Below are 25151 nucleotides of genomic sequence, written 5' to 3'. Positions count from 1 at the left end.
GCAAGGCACCACGCCGAGGTCTTCCTCGAGACGCTGCGCGGCGAGGGCTTCGCCCAGCCCAATCCGCGGCCAATGTTCCCCAACCCGCCCGGCCTCTTGCGCCTCGAGCCGCATTCGGAGGGTTTGCGCGAGCGGATCTGGTGGGGTGCGGCCACCAACGCCACGTCGGAATGGGCGGCCAAGCTCGGCATGAACCTGCAGAGTTCGACGCTCAAATTCGACGAGAGCGGCAAGCCGTTCCACATCCAGCAGGCCGAGCAGATTCGGATCTATCGCGAGGCCTGGAAAGCGGCCGGCCACAGCCGCGAGCCGCGCGTCTCGGTCAGCCGCAGCATCTTCGCGCTGGTCGACGATCGCGACCGCGCCTATTTCGGTCGCGGCAATGAGAGCCGCGACCAGATCGGCTATATCGAGGAGAACACCAAAGCGATCTTCGGGCGCAGCTACGCGGCCGAGCCGGATGTGCTGATTAAGGAATTGGCGCAGGACGAGGCGATCGCCGAGGCCGACACGCTGCTGCTCACCGTTCCGAACCAGCTCGGCGTCGACTACAATGCGCATGTCATCGAGGCGATCCTGACCCATGTCGCTCCAGCGCTGGGCTGGCGCTGACGCCGGATCGATCAGGGCCGAGTTTTCCAGGGAGGTACACAATGCCAAAGAAGGCCTTGATTGCCTGGGGCGGCTGGGAGGGCCATACGCCGGAGCAGAGCGCGAAGGTCGTTCGCACCTTGCTTGAGCGAAACGGCTTCGACGTCACGCTGGGTGAGGGCACGGCGATGTTCGCCGATCCGGAGCTTGCTTCCTTCGATCTCATCGTGCCCGTCATCACGATGTCGACGATCGAAAAGGCCGAGCTGCAGAACCTGACGCTTGCGGTTCGCGGGGGAAGCGGGCTCGGCGGTTTCCACGGCACTATGGGCGACAGTTTCCGCAACGAGCCCGACTATCAGTTCATGACCGGCGGCCAATGGGTGGCGCACCCCGGCAATATCATCGACTATACTGTCGCGATCACCAGGCCGGACGAGCCGATCACATCGGGCATCGGCGATTTCGCCTACCGGTCGGAGCAGTATTACATGCATGTCGACCCGAGCAACGAAGTGCTGGCGACCACCACCTTCACCGACGCGCATTTTCCTGGGATAGGCGGCGTCGTCATGCCGGTCGTCTGGAAACGGCGCTATGGGGCGGGGAAGGTTTTCTACAGTTCCCTTGGTCACACTGCGGATGAGTTCGCGGTGCCGGAAATGGCGCTGATGGTGGAGCGGGGTTTGCTTTGGGCGGCGCGGGGGTAGCCTCTGTCAGTCACCAATTGCGAAAGGCGAGCGGCGAACCGCGGAGGCAGCGAGGTCTGAATTCCTGCAATGGCTAGAAAGTCGGCCGCTGTCGAACTACCATCCGGTGAACAGCAAAGGGGGGTGGAATGGATCATCAGCGGACAGTATTCTTGGTCGGAGGGGGTACGGGCGGAGACGAGCAAGCCGTGTTCACGCTGCACGTGAACGGCGCTGCCTGCAATCTGAAATGCAGTTATCGGGACAAGGTGATCGAGGCAGAAGAGGAAGACTTTTTCGAGGCTCTGTTCCAAATCCGTCAGGCACTCGAAGTCGATGGCCTGCTACCCTTCTGTTACGGAGCAAGCGCCAATGTTTATCCGGAAAATACCGTGATGGAGAAAAGTCGCGGATTGATAGCCTGCAAGGTGAAGACGGGGCAATTTCCGCAAGAGAGCGATCTGGTCGACATATTTGATGATGGCGTCGACGTGGTTCCGGTTTTCGTCCATATGCAGCAGGAATTTTGGGAAGAATGGCTGACTTCGCTGGCTTCCTAGCGGCTGGCGTTCATCCAATCCCTCCGGTTACCAGATAGGCGCCGGCGCTGCGCCCATCCTCCAGCCGCACAATAGCCGTCACGATCGAGCCATACGAGCCACGCCAGACGCTGTGGAAGCGCTGGTGCTCTGCGGCCGGAACCAATGCCTGTCCACAGGAGCGCGCTCCGCTTCGCTGCATGGCGACAGGCTCGCCGTTGACATGCACCTTGACGCTGGCGTTTTCCGCCTCGGCGTCGATCGGCAGGTCGAGCGTGATGGTGATCTCGTCCTGATCGCCGGTCGTGCGCGTCTCGGCGGCAAGCGCCATGACGAGCGGAGGTGCCTTGCCGTTACCGGTTTGCGTGGGCCGGCGGGAAAATACATCTTCAGTCAGTTCCGGCGTGCGTGGAGGCAGGGTGCGGCGCCGGGTCGACTGTTCGAAATCGCCGGCCATGCGCAACAACCTGACATCATCATAGGCCTTGCCGGCGAAAGTCAGGCCGACCGGCATGCCGATATCGGCCATGGTTCCCATCGGCACGGTGACGGTGGGGATGCCGAAATGGCGCCAGACCAGATTGCCGTTGGCGACCCAGGTGCCATTGCGCCAGGCAAGGGCGGCGGACGCCTCGTCGATGTCTGCAGCGGCCGGTCCGACATCGGCGGCCGCGGGCAGCACCACGGCGTCGATGCCATGGGCGTCCAGCCAGTCCTCGAAATCGATCCGCCTTGTCGCTTCGAGGCCCTTCAGGCCTTCTTCAATCGTCGGGATTTCCGTGACGGGCGTGACGCCGGACCGCGCCCGCTCGACATATTCCCTCAGGTCGAAGCCGCCCTCATAGCGGTCGGGCAGCGTGCCCGGCGGCTGCGGGAAGATCTTTGGGCCGTCGACCGAGACGAGATCGGGCAAAGACGGGTCGGCATTGGCGCGCAAAAAGTCGTCCCAGCCCCAGATGCAGAGATCCCAGAGTTCGCGCTCGGCGAACTCCTGGGGCATCAGCCCGCGCTCGACCATGGTGCGCGCGCCGGGGCGGTCGCGCTCATAGTTGGAAACGACGGGAAAATCGACCTCGACCACCTCGGCGCCAAGCCGCGCCAGATCGGCCGCTGCCTGTTGCCAAAGGGCAAGCACCGAGGCGCGGGTTTCGATCGGCGCATCGGCCTCGCTGTCGCGGCCGATATACATTCTGGGCACGCCGAGCCGCTTGCCTTTCAACGACCCCGCCAGTGCGAGATCGGTATAGCGGGGCGGCCGCACAGCGGAGCTTTTCGGCAGCTTGACCCAGGGCTGCGCGCGCCAGAAATCGCCTCGCGTCTCGGGATCGTCGGCGACGATCACGTCGAGCAGTTCGAGCATGTCGGGCACGCTGCGCGCATGCGGCACCACGACATCCATGGTCGGCACCAGGGGCCAGTTGCCGCGCACCGAAATGACGCCGCGCGACGGGGTGTAGGCGACCAGTGCATTGTTGGTGGCCGGCGCGCGGCCGGACGACCAGGTTTCTTCGCCAAGCCCGAAGGCGCAGAAGCTGGCCGCCGTCGCCGTGCCGGAGCCATTGGACGAGCCCGACGCGAAGGCGGCGGTCAGATAGTCGCCATTGTAGGGGCTCTCGGCGCGACCGTAGACGCCGCGCTGCATGCCGCCATTGGCCATTGGCGGCATGTTGGTCAGCCCGATCAGCACGGCGCCGCCGGCGCGCAGCCGGGCGATGGTGAAGGCGTCCTCATTGGCGATGAGATGCTCGAAGGCGGGCGAACCGGCGGCCACCGTCAGGCCTGACACCTTGTAGCTGTCCTTGGCGGTGTAGGGGATGCCGTCGAGCGGTCCGAGCACGGCGCCGTTGCGGCGGCGCCGGTCGGAGGCTGCCGCCTCCTCGAACATATCAGGATTGAGCACTGGGACGGCATTGAGGCTGATGCCGTGGCGGTCGAAATGCCCGATGCGCCTGAGATAAGCCCCGACCAGTTCGACGCTGGTGACGGTGCCGTCATCGAGCGCGCGGCGCAGTTGGTCGATCGTCGCTTCGACGAGATGAAGGCTGGCATCGGTCATCACTGGTTCCAGGCTTTCGTTACAATCCTATGGATGAGCGAGGCAGCTGGCTTCGGCAAGAGCCTATCGCGGTCTTCTCCGGAACTTTTGTCCGGCTGACGGTTTTGGATGTATGGTGTGATTCCGGAATGGCCAGGAGGGTATTGGCATGACCACGAAATGCGTAGCGATCCTAGCTCTCGCTGTCGCCATGGGCTCAAGCGCTTGCGCCCTGGCTTTCGCTGGCGACCGGCACCACGACCGCCGGGTCCAATCCGAACGCTACGTTCCCGCCGAAGGCGATCTCATCGACATCCTGTTCGGCGGCCCGCGCTACTACGATCAGCAGTTGGTGACGACGGCGGCCGGCGCGTGCTCCTATCATCGCGTCGGACCCGACGCGAATGCGGTGAACAAGATCAACGACCATCACTGTGGGAAGTAGGCGGCAGGCGGCGCCTCAGCGCCCGCCACTTTCTTTCATCCGCTCGATGATCTCGGCCATCAGCGCGAGGTCGCGGCGTGAATCGGCGAGGTCGGTCAGAGGCTTTGTGCCTTCGGTGATGTGGCGGTGGAAAATCTCGAGTTCATTCGAGAAAGCATCGCCGTAGAGAGGCCCGAAGGTTTTCGTCACCGGGCCGAGCGGGCCGGCATCGGTGACCTCCAGCCGCGTCGGCAGGCTTCGGATGTAGGGCGTGTCGTAGAGAATGCGCACACGCCTGGTGTTCGAGCGCACCTCGATCATGGCGTCGAACAGGCCGAGATCGTCGACCACCGCGTCGTAGAGACAAGCGAAATGGCCGTAGTCGAAGGTGACTGATGTGTTGGCGCCGCCATTGGTGCGGTGCGCGGCCAGCACGCGCGCCGGCTCGCCGATCAGCCCGCGCATCGCCGAAATGTGATGCGAGGAAAGCGCCGTCAGGCCGCGATAGGCGCGCACCAGATCGGTCGGCGCGTCGGCGCCGACCACCTCGCGGATCAGCGCGTCGCGTTCGCTTGCGCCACGCGCCAGCAGGGTAGGGTCTATGTCGTTGGGATAGAGGACGTTCTGGCTCTTCTTGAGAAAGTGCCGGCCTTCCGAGATCAGGTCGAAGATTCGGACATGGGTGATGTCGGCGTATGCCGGCAGTTCGTCCTTGGCCGCCAGATAGGCCGGCGCGTAGCGGCGCATATAGCCGACGAACAGGGTCTTGTCGTAGCCCGGCATCAGCGCCAGCAGATCGTCGATTTCGCGCACCGTCAGGCAGGCGGGCTTTTCCAGCAGGATATGCTTGTTGGCAGCAATCGCCGCCCGCACGAAGCGGCTGTGGGTGTCGTCGGATGACAGCACGAACACCGCGTCGATGTCGGGCGAATTAATCAGCGCCTCGGCCGTGTCGAAGGCCTTTGCCGTCGCAAATTCGGAGGTGACGAGTGACACCAGGCTGGGCGACACGTCGTACACGCCCGCGATCACCCAGCGGTCGCGCTGATCGCCCAGCACAGGCAGATGGATCGACTGCGCGACCTCTCCAAGACCTATCAGTCCGACACGAATTGGTGCCACAGGCGAACTCCCTTTGATTTCAAGTCTGATGCTGCAGGACTATGCCGCGCCGGTTACCAGCGCGACGAGCTCGTTTCCGGACGTTTCGGAAGCGCGCACGGTCGCCGCCATCTTTCCCGCCCGCATCACCCAGATCTGGTCGGACAGGCGGCGGACCTGATCGAAATTGTGGCTGACCAGGATGACTGAGACCGACTGCTCGCGCAGACGCCGGATCAGAGCCTCGACATTGGCGGTCTCCTGCACGCCGAGTGCTGCCGTCGGTTCGTCCATCACCACCAGCTTGGCGCCGGAGCCGACAGCGCGGCAGATCGAGATCGCCTGCCGCTGGCCGCCCGACAAGCGCCGCACACGCTGGCTGATCGACGGCACGTTGATCGACAGCCGCGACAGCATGGAACGGGCCTCGCGCTTCATCGCCTTGCGATCGAGGAAAGCGAACGGCCCGATGCGGCGCACGATCTCGCGGTTGAGGAACAGGTTCTGCGCGACCGTCAATTCGTCGATCAGCGCTAGGTTCTGGTGCACGGTCTCGATGCCGGCCTTGCGTGCCTCGTCGGGGTTGGCGAAGGGCCGCGCCCGTCCGTCGAAGAACAAATTGCCGGTGTCCGGCTGATGCACGCCGACCAGGCTGCGGATCAGCGTCGACTTGCCGGCGCCATTGTCGCCGATGACGGCGGTGACCTCGCCGCGGCGGGCCTGGAAGGCGACGTCGGTGAAGGCGCGGATGCCGCCGAAATGCTTGCTCAGCCCTTCGCAGGCGATGATCGCCTCAGCGGCGGGGATGTGATGGGGCGCGCTCATTTCTGATACCGCATGATCAGGGCCGCCAGCACCACGATGGCGCCCACGGCAAGCGGTTGGTAGAAAGCCGAGACGTTGAGCAAGGTCAGGCCGTTGACGAGTGCGGTGAGCATCAGCGCGCCGATCGCCGGTCCCAGAATGCTGGCGCGGCCGCCGAACAGGCTGACGCCGCCCAGCACCACCGCCGCCACCGAGTTCAAGAGCAGGCTGGTGTTGATCTGCGGTTCGGCCGAGCCGATGCGGGCGACCAGAAGAATGGCCGCGATGCCGGCGCAGAAGCCCGAGATTGTATAGGCGGCGATCTTGACCCGGTTGGTGCGGATGCCCAGCGCGCCGGCACTTTCGGTCTGGCCGCCGGTCGCCAGCAGATGCACGCCGAAGCGTGTGTGGTAGAGTGCGATATGCGCGACGATGACGGCTGCGATTGCTACCCAGACCGGATAACCGAACGGTCCGAGCGAGCCGGAAGCGAGCCTGAGCAGGAAGGTCGAGCCGACCATGGTCGGTTCGCCGCCCGACAGGATGAGGCCAAGGCCGGTGATGCCTGACAGCGTGCCGAGCGTCACCACGAAGTCGGGGATCTTGCCTGCCGTGATGATCAGCCCGTTGAGGAAACCGACGGCGCTGGTGGCCAGAACCGCGAGCACGCAGGCGACGAAGATGCCGTAGCCGGCGGCGTTGACGAGGCCGAGGATGATGGCGCCGAGCATGACGGCTGCCGCCAGCGACAGGTCGATGCCCGAGGTGGCGATGACGAAGGTCTGGCCGATCGACAGCACGACCAGGATCGCAGCCGCCAACAGCAGCGCCTGCAGATTGGCGACGCTGAGAAAGACCGGCTGGGCGATGCCGAAGACGATGACGAGGCCGACCAGGCCGACGACGGATGCCCAGTCGGCCCAGAAGGACGGATCGAGGAGGAGAGCCGCCAGGGAGGGACGGCTCTCCTCCGCACCCGCCGAATGGGCGGCGGGCGCGTTGTCTGCAGGTGTGCTCACTTCAGCATCTCGCGAAAGGGATCGGAATAGTCGCCGCCCGGACGCGGAAAATTCTTCAGCGAGGCTTCGGCGTTATCCTTGTTGATCAACAGCACAGGTGCCGGCACGTTGGCCGGCAGTTCCTTGCCCTTGGCCGCTACCGCACAGGCTTCGAGGCCCATGGCGCCGACAACATAGGGGTATTGCGCGACGGTGGCGGTGAGTTCCCCGGCGGCGATTGATTTCAGCGCATCGACGATGCCATCGAGACCGATCACCTTGACGTCCTTGCCCGAGGTCCGCACGGCGCGCTCGACGCCGAGCGCCATGATGTCGTTGGCGGCGAAGAAGCCGGCGAGATCCGGGTGCGCGGCGAGAATATCGGTGGCGGCGGTCAGCGCCTTTTCGCGATCCCAGTCGGCGCTGACCATCACCACGATGTCGAGTTTGCCTTCCACCGCCTGCTTGAAGCCCTTGATGCGGGCGTTGGAGCCGACATCGCCGATGATGCCGGCGACCAGCGCGACCTTGGAGCCCCTCGGCACCAACTTCAGCATCTCTTCGCCGGCCAGCGCGCCGGCGGCGACATTGTCGGTGCCGATATAGGTCGAGACGGCAAAGCCGGCGGCCTTGGCCTGTTCGGGGTCTATGGTCGAGTCGATGTTGACGATCGGCTTCTTCTTCTGGGCGACCGGGACCAGCGCCTGGACGAGATTGGAGACGCTGATCGGGTTGACCAGGTAGCAATCGAAATCCTGCATGGCCATGGCGGTCAGGCGGTCGGCCTGGCCGGTGGCGTCACCCATGTTGGCGGCGGCCTGGACGCTGACACTCACGCCGTTTGTCTTGGCCTGTTCCTCGATGCCTTTCTGCATGGTCTGGAAGAACGGATTGTCGAGGCCTTTGACTATGGCCGCGACTTTCGCCGTATCCTCGGCGTGGGCGGGCGCTGAGACGATGGTTGCAAGCATGCCTGCGCCAAGCAAGCTCGTGCCGAGTTTCAAGCAATTGAACATGCGCATGGTTTTTCCTCCTCCTGATTGTTTTATGGGCTGCATCAATGTCGCTGGCCGGCGACTGCAATGTCCGACGGGGCGCGAGCCTGGCGCCCGGCGCGATGGTCCGCCAACAGGTTGCTGCCCACTTTGGGGATGTGCGGACTGCGGCCCCGGTTCGGGCTCTTTTCGATGTCAGGCATTGCTCCTCCCAGAGCGCCGGCCGATGCCAATCCGGCGTTTGCGCATGTTTTATAAAAAATTGACACGCGTCAAGATTTAAAAGTGGTGCGTAGCGATTTTGGCTATGCACCCTGGGGGCATGACTGCCCTGCCGGCATGCGCTACAACCACGGCGCGAAAAAATGTGCCGGCCTGGGGAACCACTTGGGGAATAGCGGCGTTAGTCGCTACTTTTGCGCAAGAGGGAGGTTTCGGGTGGGGCGTTTCGAGATCCTGGAAGAACCAACGGGTACATTTTCGATTTTCGACGCGATCACGGGGTTGCCGGCAATGGTCGAAGGGGGCGCATGCACCGGGCTTTATCGGCACGAAGTGCCGCAGGAGCTGCTTGCAGCGGTTGAAACGGTCCAACCCGGCCATTTTTCGCCGCTGCCTTCATTGGCGGCTTTGAACGACTGGCAGGTCGATAAAGACGATCTGTTGGCGTGAGCAAAGCCGCCCGGGATCGCATCAAAAACATACCGTATGGGAATCACGCCCTGTTGCCGAAAGCGGTGGTGAGGCATGGAAAGCAAGGGGAGGTTGCAGTGCGTCGGGAAGTGAAGCATGTCTGATCAGGACGAGCTGATCCGGGCTGCCATCGGACGGCTGCTCGCCGAGAAGACAGGCGCCGCCGTCATATCGATGAGAGAGAGCATTACCGAGCTTCTGGCGCTGACCGGTACCGCGCTGGACAACAGACTGCAGGACCTGCTGCTGGAAATGGCCGAAGTCCGTGGCATGATGGTTGCTCTCGACTTCTGAGCAATATCGGCTGGGGTCGATGCGCATCAGTCCGCTACGCCCGCAACGCCTTCACCGGCAGTTCAACACTTACTGCGCCGGCTTCAATGCTGAACCAAGCACCCGGGGTTAAAGATCGAGCGAAACCGCGCCCTGAGGGTGGCTGCAGCATGCCAGGACATAGCCGGCCGACTTCTCTTCAGGGGCCAGCCCGCCGAGATCCTCCATGGCGACTTCGCCGGACAGCTTGGCGATGCGGCATGTGCCGCAAACTCCCTGCTGGCAGGCGGTTGGGACGTAGACGCCACATTGGCGCGCCGCCTCCAGCAGCGTCTCTCCGGGCAAGCAGTTATGCACGATCCCGGAGCGGACGAAACGGACCGAAGATGGTATTGTCGGGGCCGGTTCCAACTGGGGGCTGCTGCCGCCGCCGAAGCTCTCCTGGTGGTACCGTGACGGAGTCACGCCAATCGCATCCAGGCAGGCACGTGCGGCTTTCATGTACTCTTCAGGGCCACAGGCAAAGATAGTGCGGTTGTGGAGATCGGGAACGAGGGTCAGCAGCATCTGACTGTCTATTCTGCCAGTCGGCCCCCTCCAGGTGGGATCTTCCTGGCTACAAACGCACGTTACTTTTACGTTGGGAAAGCGAGAGGCAAGTGCGTCCAATTCCCGTCGAAAGACTATATCACCAGGCGTTCTGGCACTATGAACGAATGAGATATCCTGGTCGGCCGCGCGGTCGGTAAGCGCACGCAGCATGGACATCACCGGCGTTATCCCGCTGCCGCCCGAAAGGAAGAGCGGCTTTTCATAGGGTAGGTCATCGAGATTGAATGAGCCGAGCGGCCCTTCGATCTCGATCTCGTCGCCCGCCCCCAAATTGTCGTGGAGCCAATTCGAAACCAGGCCGCCCGGTGTTCGCTTCACCGTGATCTGCAGGTCGAGCGGTCGCGTCGGTGGTGACGAAACAGAGTAGGAGCGCGTCACCGCGGCACCCTCGATCTTGAGGTGCACGAGTACATACTGGCCCGCGCTGAAGCAGAACATCCGATCCGTCGGGGATGTGAAAACGAAAGTTTTCACATCGGGCGTTTCCTCGATTACACGACGGCAGAGTACAAGCTGCGATGTGGTTTGTGCCCATTGCCGATGATGCCTCATCGGCAGGAGGTCGGGGCCCCCCAAGGAAACGTGTGCGTTCATCATTCATCTCGGTTCGAAGTCGAACCCAAGATGCCAGTTCCAGGCCCCCCGCAACAGAAGCATCCCTCCCGAGTTATGATCGATTATTTCGATTACATATCCAGTGACATCACGGCAACGTGAAGGGCGCGGATTCCCTTGCGTATGATCGGTTCGTGTTTGCGGCGCGCCAGGATGGCCGTGTGGACCGGCTGATGCAGCGTCGGAGCGCCTTCGACGATGAACGATGGGCGTTCGAGGGCGAACCTGCGCGCATCGTCACTTCTCATATAGCAGGTGCCGCCCGTGCGCCGTAGGATCATCTCCGCCAAGGTTTCCGATCCCATGGAAAGGCGACAGATCGCCAACTCGCCGAGCAATTCGGCATGGGCCTTCTCCAGCAGGAGCGTATAGCCCGGGCGAATGTAGGTTTCGGGATCGACCTCGGAGAGGGTTCTGGCCACCGTGGAAACCATCACATATTCCTCAACCATCAAATGCTCATAGGAGATTTCGGGTAGGTATCGCGGGGCGTAAAGCACTGCGATGTCGAGATTTCCCATGCTTAGGTCGCTGACCATCTGGTTTGAATAATCCGACTCGACATGGATCGACGATTTGGGAAGAGCCTGACACAGCGTCTCCACCCAACCCGGCAAAACCGAGCGGGTCATCCCGACCTGCGCGGCGACGCGCAAGGTGCCTTCGAAACGATTGAACGCCCGGACATCGTGGCGAGCCTGCGACCATGTGGACAGCAAGGATCTTGCATAAGCTTCGAACCGGCGCCCTGCGGCGGTCGGCTCCGCCCCGGCGCGTCCGCGCTGGAACAGTTCGGATCCGATTGCGCTCTCGAGGTTCTTGATGCGGGTGCTGATCGTCGACTGGGTCAATCCTAGCCGATCCGCGGTGCGATTGAAGTTTCTCGATTCGATGATGTCGAGAAAGGTCTCGATGTGATCAAGTTGCATGAAATCTCCAATCGAAAAACTCGATCATATTCCACGTATCATAGGCTTGATCAAACAATACTCAAGGCGGAAGCTGCAGCAGATCAACGGCCGGCAGCGCCGCCGGGACGAGATACGGATACGGAGCGGAAGAAGTGTTCATAGTCGACTGCGACTGTCATAATTACTGGTCAAGCGCCACCGTGTTGGAGCCCTATCTCTCCGGCTTGTGGAAAGACATGTTCATCGAGGGCGAGAAAACAGGTCCCGTTGGCGCCTTTCCGCATGGCCATCGGCCCTGGTTCCACCCGCAGGACTTCTCCCGCAAGGACATCCGTCCGAAAACGGAAGCCGACAACTATCTCATCATGAAAGAGAAGCACCTCGACAAATACAAAGTCGACGTGGCGATCCTGACCGGCGATGAGCCTATCGAGGCGTCGACCCTGGCTAACCCTTACTATGCCAGCGCTCTGGTCAGCGCGTACAACGATTATCAGATCGATCAGTGGTTGCCGAAAGACGATCGTTTCATGGGCTCGATCATCATCGCGCCACAGGATCCGAAGCTCGCTGCCGCCGAGATTCGCCGTCTTGGCAGTCATCCGCGCATGGTCCAGGTTCTCGCCTCCCAGGGGTCCGTCAAGCCGTATGGCGACCCGTTTTACCACCCGATCTACGAAGCCTGCGCGGAAGTGGGGTTGCCATTCGCCATTCATCTGGGCGGGCATGGCGGCGTGAATTCAACTGCCATTGCTCCTGCCCCGACGACATTCTTCTGGGAAACGCATGCCATTCTGCACATGTCGGCGATGTCGCACGTGGCAAGCATGATCGCCCATGGCGTCTTCGAGAAATGGCCGGGCCTCTACTTCGTGATCATCGAATGCGGCGTCGCCTGGGTTCCGTCGGTCCTTTGGCGCCTGGACGCTGATTACAAAGCGCTGCGCAAGGAGACGCCATGGCTGAAGATGCTGCCGTCTGAATATTGCCGGCGCAACATCCGCTTTTCCACGCAGCCGCTGGAGCAGCCTGCAAACATCCAACATCTCTGGTCCACGCTCGAAGCGATGGACGGAGAAAACACGCTGATGTTTGCATCGGACTATCCGCACTGGGATTACGACGATGCCAACACGCTGCAAATCCCTCCTGCCTGGAAGAGCAAGATCATGGGACTGAACGCGCTGGAAGTCTACAAACGCATCCCCCGCGCGCAAGCCGCGAATGCCGCCTGAGGAAGCATACGATGCCCGAGAAGACATATATCTGCCGCGTCGACGAGATCGAAACAGGGTCTCCGTTCATCGCCAAGATCCGCAGCCTTTCGGTCGGGATTTTCCGCATCGGAGATTCATTCCACGCGCTGCTGAATGTCTGTCCGCACCGCGGCGCTCCGCTTTGCGAGGGGCCGCAATGCGGCACGACCGCGCCCGTTGAACAGGCGCAATTCATCTATCATCGCGAAAACGAGATCGTTCGATGCGCCTGGCACGGCTGGGAGTTCGACATCAAGTCAGGCGCGGCCTTGGTCGATCCGTCCGTTCGCGCGCGCACATTTCCAGTCACCGTCGAAGCCGGCGGCATCTACGTGACGGCCTGATTGGCGCAAGCCGATTGGGATTGGAAAAATTCGAAGAAAGGTGGCGGGAGCCGATAAGCAGATTTGTTCGCCGGTGCTTGACGAGAAATAACGCGGAGAACTCCGCAATGGGAGAGTCAAATGTCAGAATCTGAATACAAGCTTGGTATCGCGCAAAGCCTGATCGGAGGCGGCAAGGTTTCCCGCCGCGACTTCATTCATCTTGGGCTGGCCGCGGGCCTGACCGTTGCCGCCGCCGACCGGCTGTTCGTGAGCACGGCGCGGGCCGAACCGATGCAGGGCGGCTTCGCCAAGCTCGGCATGGCTCATGGCGCGACGACGGATTCGATCGATCCGGCCGGCTACCCCGACACGTTCACACAAACCGCATTTTCGGGCTCGCTGTCCAACAGCCTCACTGAGGTTGACGCCAAAGGCAATGTCCAACCGGACCTCGCCGAGAGCTTTGAAACTTCGGATGGGGCCCAAACCTGGGCCTTCAAGCTGCGCAAAGGCGCAACCTTTCACAACGGCAAGACCGTGACGGCGGATGACGTCGTGACCTCCTTGCAATATCACATGGGCAAGGACACCAAATCGGCGGCGAAATCGCTGTTGGACTCCGTCGCCGACATCAAGGCGGATGGCCCGGAAACGGTGGTTTTCACGCTCAAGAGCGGCAACGCCGATTTCCCTTACATTATGAGTGACTACCATCTGGTCATCATGCCGGCCAAGGATGGCAAGGCGGATTGGGCTTCAGGCGTTCGCACCGGTGCTTTCGTCGTCGAGAATTTCCAGCCCGGCGTTTCGGCCAAGCTCAAGCGCAATCCAAACTACTTCAAGAACGGCAAGCCCTATCTCGATGAGGTGGAGTTCATCGCCATCACGGATCTTGCCGCTCGCATGGCGGCGCTGTCCACGGGGGAGGTGGACTATATCGGCCGCGCCGACCTGAAGACCCTCGGCATGTTGAAACGCAATCCCAAGGTGGAGATCGTCGAAGTCACTGGTTATGGGCACTATACCTTGCCGATGAATGTCACGATGGCGCCATTTGATAATCCAGACGTGCGAATGGCATTGAAATGGGCGATCAATCGCCAAGAAATCGTCGACAAGATCTTTCTTGGCCACGCCACTGTGGCCAACGACAACCCGATCGCGCCGGCCATCAAATTCGCCAAGGATCCGCAACCGCAACACAGCTTCGATCCGGAAAAAGCCAAGCACTACCTGAAAAAGGCCGGAATGGAGAACCTGAAGGTGGACCTCTCGGTCGCCGATGCCGCTTTTGCGGGGGCGGTGGACGCGGCTTCGCTCATTCGCGAAACGGCAGCCCAATGCGGCATCGACGTCAATGTCGTGCGTGAGGCCGAGGACGCTTATTGGGACAATGTCTGGCTGAAGAAACCCTGGTGCGCTTCCTATTGGAGCGGTCGGGCCACGGCCGACTGGATGTTCACGCAAGCCTTCGCCGCCGACTCCAGTTGGAATGAGTCCTTCTGGAAAAATCCCCATTTCAACGAACTGCTTGTCCAGGCGCGCGCCGAGACGGACGAGGCCAAGCGAGCGGCGATGTATGCCGAGATGCAGCAGTTAACCCACGATGACGGCGGCAGCATTGTGCTGGTCTTCAACAATTTCGTCAGCGCCCAATCCAAAAAGCTCGCACACGGTGATGTGGCGCCCAACTGGGAGAACGATGGACTGAAAATGGCCGAACGCTGGTGGATCGCCACGGCATGAGATGGCGGGCCGGAGCCGCGATGGTTTTGAGGCTCGGTCAGCTGGCTCCGAGTGCAGGGCTGCCGCCCAAAGGGAAACGCCACGCACATGAACCCCGTCGCAAGAACGGTCCTGCAGCGCCTTGGCCTCGGCCTGGTCACTTTGTTCATCGTGTCCATCATTATCTTCTCTGCGATCGCGATGCTTCCAGGCGACTTCGCCAAGGCCACGCTCGGGCAATCGGCGACGCCCGAAACGGTCGCCGCGTTCCAGCGGGAAATCGGCATCGATCGCCCGCCTGTCGAGCGCTACTTCGTTTGGGTCGCCCAGATGCTCCATGGCGATTTCGGCTCTTCGTTTGCGAGCCGCACCGGATATCGGCGTACCGTGGCCGAGATCATCGCACCACGCCTCTACAACACGATGTTCCTTGCAGCGGTGACTGCGCTGATAGCTGTTCCTCTGGCCTTGGGGCTTGGCATTCTGGCTGCGCTGTACCGCAACGGCTGGTTCGACCGGCTGGTGAATGTCGCGACACTGACAACCATTTCATTCCCGGAATTTTTCGTCGCCTATATGCTCGCCTACCTGGTGATCTCGCGCGACACGTTCATCGGATCCGATTTCGCTCAAACGCTGCCTCATTGGCTCACTGTCTCGCTGAACTGGGCGCTCAATGCGGTTCCCAAATTTCCGACATTGTCGAATGTGAACGATCAGACGCCATTTTGGGAGCATCTCTGGAAAGTCGCCCTGCCGGCAATCACGCTTACGCTGGTAATCGTGGCCCACATGATGCGCATGACCCGAGCGGCCATCATCAACATGCTGGCAAGCCCCTACATCGATATGGCGCGCCTCAAGGGAATGTCCCCGATGGTGATCGTGCTGAGGCATGCCCTGCCCAATGCCTGGGCTCCGATCGTCACTGTGGTGGCGTTCAACCTGGCGTATCTCATCGTCGGAGTGGTCGTGGTCGAGGTCGTTTTCGTCTACCCCGGCATCGGCCAGCTGATGGTTGACGCGGTGAAATCCAGGGATGTTCCGGTTGTCCAGGCCTGCGCCCTGATTTTCGCCGCGACTTACATCCTTCTCAACCTGCTAGCCGACATTATTTCCATCGCCACCAATCCCAGGCTCTTGCACCCACGATGACTAGATCCGAATCTGTCGCGGCGGTTCAAAGGCTGAGGCGCTCGCGTGCCACCCGGGCGAAAACTGCGCTGAAGAAGGCACCGTTCAGCGCATGGTTCGGCATCGTCGTGATCCTCGGCTACGTCTTTGTTGCGGTCTTCGCGCACTGGATAGCCCCATATGGCGAGACGCAGGTTTTCAGCGAAGCCTTCGCGCCGTGGAGCCAGGAGTTCAAATTGGGAACCGATCAGCTCGGCCGCGACATGCTCACCCGCTTGATCTACGGTGCGCGCAACACCATCGCTATCGCGGTCGCCACCACGTTGCTGTCCTTCGCGGTCGGCGTCTCGCTCGGCCTTCTTGCCGCATTGTACAGGGGGTGGCTCGACCAGATCTTGTCGCGTGCAGTGGACGTGCTGATGTCAATCCCGAGTCTGATCTTCGCGCTGGTGCTGCTGACGATCTTCGGCTCGTCGATCACGAGCCTGATTGTCATCATTGCGCTTCTGGATTCCACCCGGGTCTTTCGGCTTTCTCGCGCCGTCGGACTTAACGTGGCGGTGATGGAATATGTCGAGGTGGCACGATTACGCGGCGAGGGACCGAAATGGATCATCGCCAAGGAAATCCTTCCCAATGTCATGCCGCCACTGGTCGCCGAGTTCGGCTTGCGATTCTGCTTCGTGTTCCTGACAGTCGCGGCGCTGTCGTTTCTCGGCGTCGGTATTCAGCCGCCGACGGCCGATTGGGGATCAATGGTGCGCGAGAACGCGACCCTGATCACCTATGGCGATGTCACCCCGCTACTTCCGGCCGGCGCGATTGCTCTCCTAACCGTGTCCGTGAATTTCGTGGTGGACTGGTTCCTGCAAGCAACAAGCGGGTTGCGGGATGAAAAGTAGCGGCCCAGGCCCACGCGAAAAAGGAAAGGATCTGCTTCAAATCCGCAATCTGCATGTGGAGGGGTTCTCGGATGAGCGGTGGCATCCCATTGTCCACGGGGTCGATCTGACGCTGAAGCGGGGCCAGGTTCTTGGGCTGATCGGAGAGTCAGGCGCCGGCAAGTCCACCATTGGCCTTGCCGCAATGGGTTATGCCAAGCCGGGCTGCCGGATCACGCAAGGCTCGGTCCTGTTCGACGGGATTGATCTTCTGGCAGTCAGTGAAAAAGGGCGCCGTCGCCTCAGGGGCTCCCGCATTGCCTATGTCGCGCAAAGCGCGGCTGCCTCTTTCAATCCGGCACATCGGCTCTTGGAACAAACCGTCGAAACCGCGGTGGCGCATGGACTTGCCGGCCGGGAAGAGGCGAACCGGAGCGCCGTCGATCTTTATCGACGCCTTCAACTCCCAGAACCGGAGACCATAGGCTTTCGTTATCCTCATCAGGTCTCCGGCGGGCAGTTGCAACGGGCAATGACAGCGATGGCAATGGCTTGTCGTCCGGACCTCATAATATTCGACGAGCCAACAACGGCGCTCGACGTGACCACGCAGGTTGAAGTTCTAGCTTCCATTCGCAACATCGTGGAGGAATTCAGCACCGCTGCAATCTACGTGACGCATGACCTGGCGGTGGTGGCGCAAATGGCGGATCGTATCATGGTTCTGCGCCACGGACGTACCGTGGAGGAGGCAGACACACGCCAGATGCTGGCCTCGCCCAGCCAGGAATATACAAAAACGCTCTGGGCCGTACGCAAGCTCGCCAAGCCCGAAGTTCCAGCCGATGACTATCTGCTGACGATAGACAACGTTACCGCGGCCTATGCAGGAAAGGTCAAGGTGCTCCAGGATGTCTCCATCAAGGTCCCGCGCGGAAGAACCGTGGCTGTGGTCGGCGAATCCGGTTCGGGGAAATCGACGCTCGCTCGAGTCGTCACCGGCCTTTTGCCGCCAATTTCAGGCTCGATTTCTTTTGCCGGCCAGCTTCTTCCCACGAGCCTGAAGACGCGGCCGAAAGAGGTCCTGCGCCGCATACAGATGATTTATCAGATGCCCGACAACGCCCTGAATCCGCGCCAAACGGTCGAAGAAGTCATAGCTCGGCCGCTCGAATTCTACCTCGGCCTTAAGGGCGCGCGGAGGGATCGCCGGATCGGCGAACTTATGCACATGGTCGAGATGAGCGAAGATTTTCTGGAACGCCTGCCTGGCGAGCTGTCGGGTGGCCAAAAACAGCGCGTCTGCATTGCCCGGGCGTTGGCTGCCGATCCGGAGCTTATCATCTGCGACGAGATCACGTCCGCGCTCGACCAGATCGTCCAAGAGGAAATTCTCAAGCTTCTCATACGTCTCCAACGTGAACTCGGAATGAGCTACATCTTCATTACCCATGACATTGCTACGGTGCGCGCGATAGCCGACGAAATCGTCGTCATGCACCGCGGCAAAGTCGTCGAGCAGGGATTGAAGAGCGAAGTTCTCACGCCACCGCACGCGGCCTATACCGAACGGCTTTTGTCCTCTGTTCCGGAAATGAATCCGGACTGGCTGACAAGGCTGCTGGCCAGCCGGAAGATCTGACGGATCGGCTATCCGCGCCCGGCATGTTCCTCACTGTCAGCTTCCTGGAGCGCTAACGCTGCTCGATCAGCGTCTTCGCCGCATCTTTCCCCACCGAGAGGATGCGATCGGACAATTCCGTTCCGCCCACGGCGCGGGCCATTTGCAGCGTGCCGAGGAGCGTTGCGAAGACAGCCAGCGCCACGCCCTCCGGATCCTTGGCCTGCGGTAGCGCTTGCGCCAACTGGCGCACCAAAGCCAGCAGGTGGTCTGTATAGGCTTCACGCGTCTCAGGCGGCTGACGGGCGAGCTCCGGCAGCAGCGCGGCTGACGCGCAGCCCTTTCCGGGATTGTCCCGGTGCTCGGCCGACAGATACGTGCCGATGGCCATCTCCACGCCCGAAGCCAATGCTTCTGCCAGTTGCTGCGCCTGAAGCTCCATCGCCGCCGCCACGCTTTCGCGGACAAGCTGCGCCTTGGATTGAAAGTGCGGATAGAAGGCGCCGTTCGTCAGCCCGGCGTCGCTCATGATGGTCGCCAGTCCGGACGCGGCGATGCCGTCGCCGCGAAAGCGTTCCGCAGCGACCTCCATGATCCGTCCGCGCGAGGCGTCCTTCCGGCCCTTTTCGTAGCGCATGGCTGCTATTCCTTTCTGCTATTGCAGCATGAGTGTAATCTGATATTACGACTGTAATTCAACGAGCGCAAAAAAGCTAGCCCTCATGATTTTGGAGCACGAAATGAATGCGAATTCCGAAAAAACCGCTGTTGTGACGGGAGCCTCTTCGGGCATTGGCCGCGCCAGTGCCGAGGCTCTGGCAAAGGCGGGGTTCACTGTCTTCGGAACCAGCCGGCGCAAGGCCGACAACGGCCCGGACGGGGTGACCATGCTGGTTTGCGACGTGACCGACGGTGAGGCCGTTGCCGCACTCGTTTCGACGGTGCTGTCGCAGACCGGCCGGATCGACCTCTTGGTCAACAATGCCGGCGTCGGCCAGCTTGGAGGCGCCGAGGAATTCTCGATTGCACAGGTGCAGGCCTTGTTCGACGTCAATCTGTTCGGCGTCATCCGCATGACCAATGCGGTGCTGCCGTCGATGCGGCGGCGTGGCGAGGGGCGCATCGTCAATATCGGCTCTGTGCTGGGACTGGTGCCGGCGCCGTATTCAGCGCATTATTCGGCGGTCAAGCACGCGCTCGAGGGCTATTCGGAATCGCTCGACCACGAGGTTCGTGCCTTCAATATCCGCGTCTCGGTCATCGAGCCGGCATTCGTTCGCACTGTCTTCGACCAGAACGGGATCCAACCGGATTCGCCGTTGCAGGAATACGATCAGGCTCGAGCTACGCTGGAAGCGCTGCTTCGCGATGTGATGCCTGTCGCCGATCGGCCCGAAGTGGTGGCGCAGGTGGTCGTCAAAGCAGCGACCGATGCCCGTCCGCAACGGCGCTACACCGCCGGCAAGGCAGCGCGCCAGGTCAGCCTGCTGCGCCGCTTTGCTCCCGCGGGGATATTCGACAAGAGCCTGCGCAAACAGTTCCGCCTGCCGGTTTGAACAACAGCGAGCAGAGGATTTTACGCACATGCGACTGGCAACGACAACACGATTGGCCAGCCCCCGCAAGGCGGAGGTGCCAAGCATGACACATGGGTTCAAGCGGTCGCCCCACTTACGGGCATCGTTCCAGGACACGCCAACGCACTCCGTCGATGTCGGCGGCACGGCATTCGTCTATCGGCAGCTCGGACCAAGGACGGGCGTGCCGGTAATCCTGCTGAACCATCTCGGCGCTCAACTGGACAATTTCGATCCACGCATCGTCGATGGCCTCGCCGCGACCCGGTGGGTGATTGCCTTCGACAACAGGGGCGTTGGTGCTTCAGGCGGCAAAACGCCGTCACGCATCGCCGAGATGGCACGGGATGCGGTCGCCTTTGTCCGGGCGCTGGGGTTCGATCAAGTCGATCTCTTCGGTTTCTCACTCGGCGGCTTCGTGGCGCAGGAGATCGTGCTGACCGAGCCCGGGCTTGTGCGCAAGCTCATCCTGGCCGGCACCGGGCCGGCCGGCGGCCAAGGCATCGACAAGATGACGCCACTGACGATCGTGGACATGATCAAGGGTGCGCTGACTTTTCGGGATCCGAAATACTATCTGTTTTTCACCAGAACGGTGAACGGGCGCCGCGCCGCGAAGGCGTTCCTGCAGCGGCTGACAGAGCGGAAGGCCGACCGCGACAGGCCGATATCGCTTAGCGCGTTCGGCGCGCAACTCCGGGCGGTGAAGGCTTATGGACTACAGGCGCCGCAAGATTTGAGCGCCATCCGCGTCCCTGCGCTGATCGCAAATGGCGATCACGACAGGATGGTGCCGAGCGTCAATACCCACGATCTCGCCCGCCGCATTCCGGGGGCGCAATTGGTGATCTATGCGGATGCCGGCCATGGCGGGGTGTTCCAGAACCACGCGAATTTCGTTCCGAAAGCATTGGCCTTTCTCGAGGCCTGACACCTCTCACCGGGCGGCTTTCGTCCCGAACATCAACAATCTCTCAGAAAGTCACTGCCATGAAGGCATTCGTCGTCGACAAATACAGCAAGAACGGCACGCTGCGGCTGGCCGAAATGCCGGAGCCGAAACTCGGGGACAGTGATGTCCTGGTCGAGGTCCACGCCGCGGCGGTGAACCTGCTCGATTCCAAGGTCAAAACCGGAGAGTTCAAGCTGATCCTGCCCTATCGCCGGCCGTTCATCCTGGGTCACGACGTGGCCGGGAGGGTTGTCCGCGTGGGATCGAAAGTCCGCAAGTTCAAACTCGGCGACGACGTCTATGCGCGGCCGCGCGATGGCCGGATCGGGACGTTCGCCGAGTTCATAGCCATGGATGAAGCCGACGTGGCCCTGAAGCCCGGGAACCTCAGCATGGAGGAGGCGGCCTCGATCCCGCTGGTCGGCCTGACCGCCTGGCAGGCGCTCATCGAAAGGGCCAACCTGAAGAGGGGACAGAAGGTCTTCATTCAAGCCGGATCCGGCGGCGTGGGGACATTCGCCATCCAACTGGCAAAGCATCTCGGCGCGACCGTTGCGACCACCGCCAGCGCGGCGAGTGCCGGCCTGGTCAAGGGGCTCGGCGCCGATGTCGTCGTCGACTACAGGAAAGATGATTTCGAAAAAGTGCTGTCGGGCTACGACGTCGTCTTGAACAGCCAGAACACAAAGACACTTGAAAAATCATTGAATGTGCTGAAACCGGGAGGCAAGCTCATCTCCATCTCCGGCCCACCGGATCCCGACTTCGCCAGGGAAAAGGGACTGAACATGGTGCTGAAGCTGGTGCTTCGCCTGCTGAGCCGCAGTATTCGAGCGAGAGCCAAGCGCCGTGGCGTGACGTTCTCGTTTCTCTTCATGTGGGCGCAGGGCGAGCAGTTGAGCAAGATCGCATCGCTCATCGAAGCCGGCGCGATCCGCCCGGTCGTCGATCGGGTCTTTCCCTTCGAGGCGACCAACGAGGCGCTGGCCTATGTCGAAACAGGACGCGCCAAGGGCAAGGTCGTCATCAAGGTCCGATAGCAACTCAGCTGCGATCGAGGTCAGCCGCGCCGGGCTGCATCGATCGCCGCGACGTCGATCTTCGTCATCTCCATCATTGCATCAAAGGCGCGTTTGGCTTCCTCGCCGCCGGCCGCCATGGCCTCGGTCAACGTGCGCGGCGTGATTTGCCAGGACACGCCCCATTTGTCCTTGCACCAGCCGCACGCGCTCTCCTGGCCGCCATTGCCGACGATGGCGTTCCAGTAGCGGTCGGTTTCCTGCTGATCGTCGGTGGCGATCTGGAACGAGAAGGCCTCGCTCTGCTTGAATGTGGAGCCGCCGTTCAATCCGATGCAGGGAATGCCGGCAACGGTAAATTCGACCGTCAACACGTCGCCTTTCTTGCCGGACGGAAAGTCGCTCGGCGCACGGTGAACGGCGCCCACCCTGGTGTCGGGAAAGGTCTCCGCGTAGAAGCGAGCCGCAGCCTCGGCGTCCTTGTCGAACCAGAGGCAAATCGTGTTCTTTGGCATCGTTGGCATTGCGTGTTCCTTTCGGTGTTGGGGTCGGCGGAGGTCAGCCCAGCAAATTACGTGCCGTGCGCATGAAGATCCTTGACCCGATCGGGATCAGGTCGTCGGGAAAGTCATAGTCGGGATTGTGCAAGGCAGGGTGCCGCTCGCCTGCACCGAGGAAGAACATCGCCGACTTGGCACTGTGGCCGAACAGGCCGAAATCTTCAGAGGCGCGCATCGGCAGGGCTTCTTCGCCGTGCGCGACGCCCTCTTCATCGAGCGCGCGCCGCAGATGCTCCACCGCGTCCGGCGCGTTGACGCTGGCGACGAAGATCTCGTGATAGTCCCAGCGGACGGAAAGGCGATGCTCGCCCGCGATCCTGGCGACCAGTGCTTCGGCAGCAGCGCACAGGTTTGCCATGCGCTCGTCACGCCGGGTGCGCAGCGTGGCCCACACCTCGGCGTGAGCCGGCGAGATGCCGAACACGGCTTCGCCCATCGCGGCATGGGTGACCGTCAGCATTGAGAAGTCGTCGTCGGCGAAGGTCCCGCGCCCGAGCGCCGGCAGCGCCGGCATCAGCTCACTGATCGCCAGCATCGGCGAAATGCCGGTCTCCGGCATGGACGAATGGGCGGTCTTGCCCTCCAGCACGATGCGCATGCCGCGTGAAGCACAGTTGACCACGCCGGCTTTGAGCCGCACCTCGCCAAATGGCACGCCGGGCAGGTTGTGCAATGAGAAAGCGAAATTCGGCGCGATCTCGCCGAAGCGCGGATCGGCGACGACGCCTGCCGCGCCATTGCCGGTTTCCTCCGCCGGCTGGAACATCAGCACGACGCGGCCGCTTGCAGGCCTTTCGCGCCCCAACTGACGGCCGAGGGATGCCAGGATCGCGGTGTGTCCGTCATGGCCGCACATATGCGACTTGCCCGGCACGCGCGACGAATGCGGTACGCCTGAAAGTTCTTCGATAGGCAAGGCATCGAGTTCCGAACGGAACAGCACCGTCGGCCCCGCTTTGCCGCTGTCATATATGGCCGCGACGCCGTGCCCGCCGAGTTGTGTCAGCACCTTGTCCGGCCCCGTATCGGCGAGGAAGGCGACAACCTCCTTTGCCGTCTTCTCCTCTTCATTCGAGATTTCCGGGGCCTGGTGCAGCTGGCGTCGCCACGCGGTCAACTCGATGATGTCTCGGTTGGTCAGAGTCATGCTTTTTCAGCCTCCGCTGCATCCTTCATTGACACGCCCAGTCACAGGGGGTGTCGATGATGAATTGCTAGCGATAAAGGGCAGTTCCCGCCACAGTCCAAGTTTCAGGCTTCGGCAGGCCAGAAACGACCCTTTCTCCCGGCCACCCCCCAGCCTATTGATTGATTTCGGGTTCGACGAGCTTTGCCAGATTTCTGAGCGACTCCTGCCAGCCGAGATAGCAGGCCTCGACCGGAATGACGTCCGGAATGCCGGCCTGGGTGATGTCGATTTCGGTGCCGACCGACACTTTTTAAAGATCACGGTGACCCGGATCTCGCCGGGCAGATTGGGATCGTCGAACCTGTCGGTGTAGAGCAGGCGCTCGCCCGGGACGAGTTCGAGGTACTCGCCGCCGAAGGAATGGCTGTCGCCCGTGGTGAAATTGCGGAACGACATCTTGAACGTGCCGCCGACCTTTGCCTCGAAATTATGAACCGTGCAGGTGAAGCCGTTTGGCGGAAGCCACTTGGCCAGCGCGTCCGCTTCAACGAAGGCGCGATAGACCTTTTCCGGGCTGGTCGTCAGAACGCGGTGCAAACGTACGGTGCCGGGCATATGCTGGATCCTTTCATAAATGGCTGTTCGATACCCCAAGGACGAACGAGGCGTAACAAGTCCGACATTGGTTGCGAATTTTTTGACGGGATGCGGCCTGCCTCCCCTGCGGGCATGCCGTTCGATGCCGCGCCTATCAACACGAAGCTCGGGCGAGGCGGCGGGCGAACTGCACCGGCTCTGGAGCTGGCGTTCACCTGCTAAATCGGGTTCCTGAGCCATCTTGTTGTTCAGGCGCGGTTTTGCCGATTGGCGGGAAAGGCCGCGCGTCCCGGTCAACGCTTCGAACGCCGCGAAATAGGGTAGCGCGTCTTTGCCGTCCATGTGCCGATCATTAGAATTTGCATTTGATCAGAGTTGATTTCCTATCAGGCCGTTAATCCGGCCATGCTGTTAATCAGCATTTGCTAATGAGTCTTTCGAACCCGAGGCAAGCAATGACCAAGAATCTCGGCAATGCACGTCATACGCCGGCGAAGGACCTGCAGGTCTCCCTTCTAGGCAAAGCCGCGCCGGCACTGTTTCCGCTGGTCGTAGCGGCACTGGGCTACATGGTTGGCAAGCAGTTCTTCGGCATCTAGGCGCGCAGTTCCGTGCTCCCAAACGTCTCGGCGGACCGACCATTTCAACGCGCGGGCCGCCGTTTGCATTGCAGCGGCTTGTTGCCGGGCATAAACGTCAAACATGCACCTCGCCAAAGGACAGTTCGCCGTCGTCATCGGCCGTGAAAAAGACGATCGCAAGCAACCCGACATAGAATGCGGCCACGACAACCACGATCGCCACACCGGGAACGGGGCCAAGGGCGGCGCTGTCCACGGCCTCGCGAAGCGAGCCGGCAAAGCCGGTCCTGACGCCCACGGTTTGAAGGCTGGGTGTGGATATCTTGAGCACCCAGGCCAGCCAGAGGATCAGGAACAGGTAGATGTAATTCCGCCGCAGCCGACGGGCTAGCGCGACGCGCTGCGACAGCAGGAATTTCGGCGCGCGCAGGCCTTCGCCGACGATGAGCAGCCAGTCCGAGGCGAAGTCGGGCTGTGGGGAAAAGATCTGCGCGAAATAGTGGCGTTCGAACT

Annotated in this window: 26 protein-coding genes and 2 pseudogenes; 16 read left to right on the top strand and 12 right to left on the bottom strand. The window is 61.6% G+C overall.

Going from position 1 to position 25151, the window contains the following annotated elements; genetic code table 11:
- The 3 genes and pseudogenes from EOD15_RS06665 to EOD15_RS06655 form a co-directional block, all read left to right on the top strand.
- Positions 1–612: pseudogene (locus tag EOD15_RS06665) on the top strand (LLM class flavin-dependent oxidoreductase); the annotation flags it as partial.
- Positions 613–653: 41 nt separating this feature from the next.
- Positions 654–1301, top strand: a complete 648-nt coding sequence (locus tag EOD15_RS06660) for a ThuA domain-containing protein (RefSeq protein WP_127322402.1) — start codon at positions 654–656, stop codon at positions 1299–1301.
- Between the two features lie 188 nt (positions 1302–1489).
- Positions 1490–1840 carry a hypothetical protein gene (locus tag EOD15_RS06655; RefSeq protein ID WP_245463591.1) on the top strand — a complete coding sequence of 117 codons (351 nt, stop codon included), beginning with the start codon at positions 1490–1492 and terminating at the stop codon, positions 1838–1840.
- A gap of 10 nt (positions 1841–1850) precedes the next feature.
- On the opposite strand, the gene EOD15_RS06650 is transcribed toward EOD15_RS06655, so the two are convergent.
- A complete protein-coding gene (locus EOD15_RS06650; protein WP_127322404.1) occupies positions 1851–3875 on the bottom strand; it encodes an amidase in 2025 nt (674 codons plus the stop codon).
- Positions 3876–4023: 148 nt separating this feature from the next.
- Here EOD15_RS06650 and EOD15_RS06645 point away from each other — a divergent pair, with 148 nt between their 5' ends.
- Positions 4024–4299: a hypothetical protein gene (locus EOD15_RS06645; RefSeq protein WP_127381866.1), complete on the top strand. Its 276-nt coding sequence runs from the start codon at positions 4024–4026 to the stop codon at positions 4297–4299.
- A 15-nt stretch (positions 4300–4314) separates the two neighbouring features.
- On the opposite strand, the gene EOD15_RS06640 is transcribed toward EOD15_RS06645, so the two are convergent.
- From EOD15_RS06640 to EOD15_RS06625, 4 genes are read right to left on the bottom strand one after another with little or no spacing between them, the layout of a single operon-like run.
- Entirely contained in the window at positions 4315–5400 is a 1086-nt protein-coding gene (locus EOD15_RS06640; protein WP_127319372.1) for a Gfo/Idh/MocA family oxidoreductase, read from the bottom strand.
- Between the two features lie 39 nt (positions 5401–5439).
- On the bottom strand, positions 5440–6204 hold the full coding sequence (locus EOD15_RS06635; RefSeq protein ID WP_127319370.1) for an ATP-binding cassette domain-containing protein: 765 nt from the start codon (positions 6202–6204) through the stop codon (positions 5440–5442).
- Positions 6201–7202 (bottom strand): ABC transporter permease, encoded by a 1002-nt coding sequence (locus EOD15_RS06630; RefSeq protein ID WP_127319368.1) that lies wholly within the window; start codon positions 7200–7202, stop codon positions 6201–6203. Before EOD15_RS06630 ends, EOD15_RS06635 begins: the two co-directional genes overlap by 4 nt.
- Positions 7199–8203, bottom strand: a complete 1005-nt coding sequence (locus tag EOD15_RS06625; RefSeq protein WP_127319366.1) for a substrate-binding domain-containing protein — start codon at positions 8201–8203, stop codon at positions 7199–7201. The genes EOD15_RS06630 and EOD15_RS06625 overlap by 4 nt, the downstream gene beginning before the upstream one ends.
- A 411-nt stretch (positions 8204–8614) precedes the next feature.
- On the opposite strand from EOD15_RS06625, the gene EOD15_RS06620 reads away from it, so the two are divergent.
- Complete coding sequence (locus EOD15_RS06620; RefSeq protein ID WP_127319364.1) at positions 8615–8848, top strand: hypothetical protein; 234 nt, start codon at positions 8615–8617, stop codon at positions 8846–8848.
- Positions 8849–8965: 117 nt separating this feature from the next.
- Positions 8966–9163: a hypothetical protein gene (locus EOD15_RS06615; RefSeq protein WP_127319362.1), complete on the top strand. Its 198-nt coding sequence runs from the start codon at positions 8966–8968 to the stop codon at positions 9161–9163.
- Between the two features lie 108 nt (positions 9164–9271).
- On the opposite strand, the gene EOD15_RS06610 is transcribed toward EOD15_RS06615, so the two are convergent.
- Both EOD15_RS06610 and EOD15_RS06605 read right to left on the bottom strand, forming a co-directional pair.
- Positions 9272–10228, bottom strand: a complete 957-nt coding sequence (locus EOD15_RS06610; RefSeq protein WP_206523031.1) for a hybrid-cluster NAD(P)-dependent oxidoreductase — start codon at positions 10226–10228, stop codon at positions 9272–9274.
- Between the two features lie 212 nt (positions 10229–10440).
- Complete coding sequence (locus EOD15_RS06605) at positions 10441–11298, bottom strand: LysR family transcriptional regulator (RefSeq protein ID WP_127319360.1); 858 nt, start codon at positions 11296–11298, stop codon at positions 10441–10443.
- A gap of 134 nt (positions 11299–11432) precedes the next feature.
- On the opposite strand from EOD15_RS06605, the gene EOD15_RS06600 reads away from it, so the two are divergent.
- From EOD15_RS06600 to EOD15_RS06575, 6 genes are all read left to right on the top strand, one after another.
- Entirely contained in the window at positions 11433–12515 is a 1083-nt protein-coding gene (locus tag EOD15_RS06600) for an amidohydrolase family protein (RefSeq protein WP_127319358.1), read from the top strand.
- Positions 12516–12526: 11 nt separating this feature from the next.
- Positions 12527–12880 (top strand): Rieske (2Fe-2S) protein, encoded by a 354-nt coding sequence (locus EOD15_RS06595; protein WP_023809364.1) that lies wholly within the window; start codon positions 12527–12529, stop codon positions 12878–12880.
- A gap of 120 nt (positions 12881–13000) precedes the next feature.
- Positions 13001–14608: an ABC transporter substrate-binding protein gene (locus EOD15_RS06590; RefSeq protein WP_127319356.1), complete on the top strand. Its 1608-nt coding sequence runs from the start codon at positions 13001–13003 to the stop codon at positions 14606–14608.
- An 87-nt stretch (positions 14609–14695) separates the two neighbouring features.
- Positions 14696–15742 carry an ABC transporter permease gene (locus EOD15_RS06585; RefSeq protein WP_127319354.1) on the top strand — a complete coding sequence of 349 codons (1047 nt, stop codon included), beginning with the start codon at positions 14696–14698 and terminating at the stop codon, positions 15740–15742.
- Between the two features lie 107 nt (positions 15743–15849).
- Positions 15850–16623, top strand: coding sequence for an ABC transporter permease (locus EOD15_RS06580; protein ID WP_306462343.1), 774 nt, complete (start codon positions 15850–15852; stop codon positions 16621–16623).
- The gene (locus EOD15_RS06575) at positions 16613–18244 is read left to right on the top strand and encodes an ABC transporter ATP-binding protein (protein WP_127319352.1); all 1632 of its coding nucleotides are present in this window, start codon (positions 16613–16615) and stop codon (positions 18242–18244) included. Before EOD15_RS06580 ends, EOD15_RS06575 begins: the two co-directional genes overlap by 11 nt.
- A gap of 52 nt (positions 18245–18296) precedes the next feature.
- Here EOD15_RS06575 and EOD15_RS06570 read toward each other — a convergent pair whose 3' ends face one another.
- Positions 18297–18860 (bottom strand): TetR/AcrR family transcriptional regulator, encoded by a 564-nt coding sequence (locus tag EOD15_RS06570; RefSeq protein WP_127319350.1) that lies wholly within the window; start codon positions 18858–18860, stop codon positions 18297–18299.
- Positions 18861–18963: 103 nt separating this feature from the next.
- Between EOD15_RS06570 and EOD15_RS06565 the strand changes: the two genes are divergently transcribed.
- The 3 genes from EOD15_RS06565 to EOD15_RS06555 all read left to right on the top strand — a co-directional run bounded on the left by EOD15_RS06565 (position 18964) and on the right by EOD15_RS06555 (position 21792).
- Positions 18964–19779: an oxidoreductase gene (locus EOD15_RS06565; RefSeq protein WP_127319348.1), complete on the top strand. Its 816-nt coding sequence runs from the start codon at positions 18964–18966 to the stop codon at positions 19777–19779.
- 85 nt (positions 19780–19864) lie between these two features.
- Positions 19865–20731 carry an alpha/beta hydrolase gene (locus tag EOD15_RS06560; RefSeq protein ID WP_127319346.1) on the top strand — a complete coding sequence of 289 codons (867 nt, stop codon included), beginning with the start codon at positions 19865–19867 and terminating at the stop codon, positions 20729–20731.
- Between the two features lie 59 nt (positions 20732–20790).
- A complete protein-coding gene (locus tag EOD15_RS06555; protein ID WP_127408367.1) occupies positions 20791–21792 on the top strand; it encodes an NADP-dependent oxidoreductase in 1002 nt (333 codons plus the stop codon).
- Between the two features lie 20 nt (positions 21793–21812).
- Here EOD15_RS06555 and EOD15_RS06550 read toward each other — a convergent pair whose 3' ends face one another.
- The 3 genes and pseudogenes from EOD15_RS06550 to EOD15_RS06540 form a co-directional block, all read right to left on the bottom strand.
- Positions 21813–22286 carry a VOC family protein gene (locus EOD15_RS06550; protein ID WP_174800353.1) on the bottom strand — a complete coding sequence of 158 codons (474 nt, stop codon included), beginning with the start codon at positions 22284–22286 and terminating at the stop codon, positions 21813–21815.
- A 43-nt stretch (positions 22287–22329) separates the two neighbouring features.
- Positions 22330–23478, bottom strand: coding sequence for an amidohydrolase (locus EOD15_RS06545; protein WP_127322396.1), 1149 nt, complete (start codon positions 23476–23478; stop codon positions 22330–22332).
- A 154-nt stretch (positions 23479–23632) separates the two neighbouring features.
- A pseudogene (locus tag EOD15_RS06540) lies at positions 23633–24075 on the bottom strand (SRPBCC family protein).
- Positions 24076–24512: 437 nt separating this feature from the next.
- Here EOD15_RS06540 and EOD15_RS06535 point away from each other — a divergent pair.
- On the top strand, positions 24513–24656 hold the full coding sequence (locus EOD15_RS06535; protein WP_127271038.1) for a hypothetical protein: 144 nt from the start codon (positions 24513–24515) through the stop codon (positions 24654–24656).
- A gap of 97 nt (positions 24657–24753) precedes the next feature.
- On the opposite strand, the gene EOD15_RS06530 is transcribed toward EOD15_RS06535, so the two are convergent.
- On the bottom strand, positions 24754–25151 hold a 398-nt coding region (locus EOD15_RS06530), incomplete at its 5' end, for a DUF2270 domain-containing protein (protein ID WP_127408366.1).

The sequence above is a fragment of the Mesorhizobium sp. M7A.T.Ca.US.000.02.2.1 genome (genome assembly GCF_003996995.1).
In the GTDB taxonomy this organism is placed as follows: Bacteria; Pseudomonadota; Alphaproteobacteria; order Rhizobiales; family Rhizobiaceae; genus Mesorhizobium.
The sequence above is the reverse complement of the archived record's forward strand: the minus strand, read 5'-3'. Positions and strand labels throughout refer to the sequence as shown.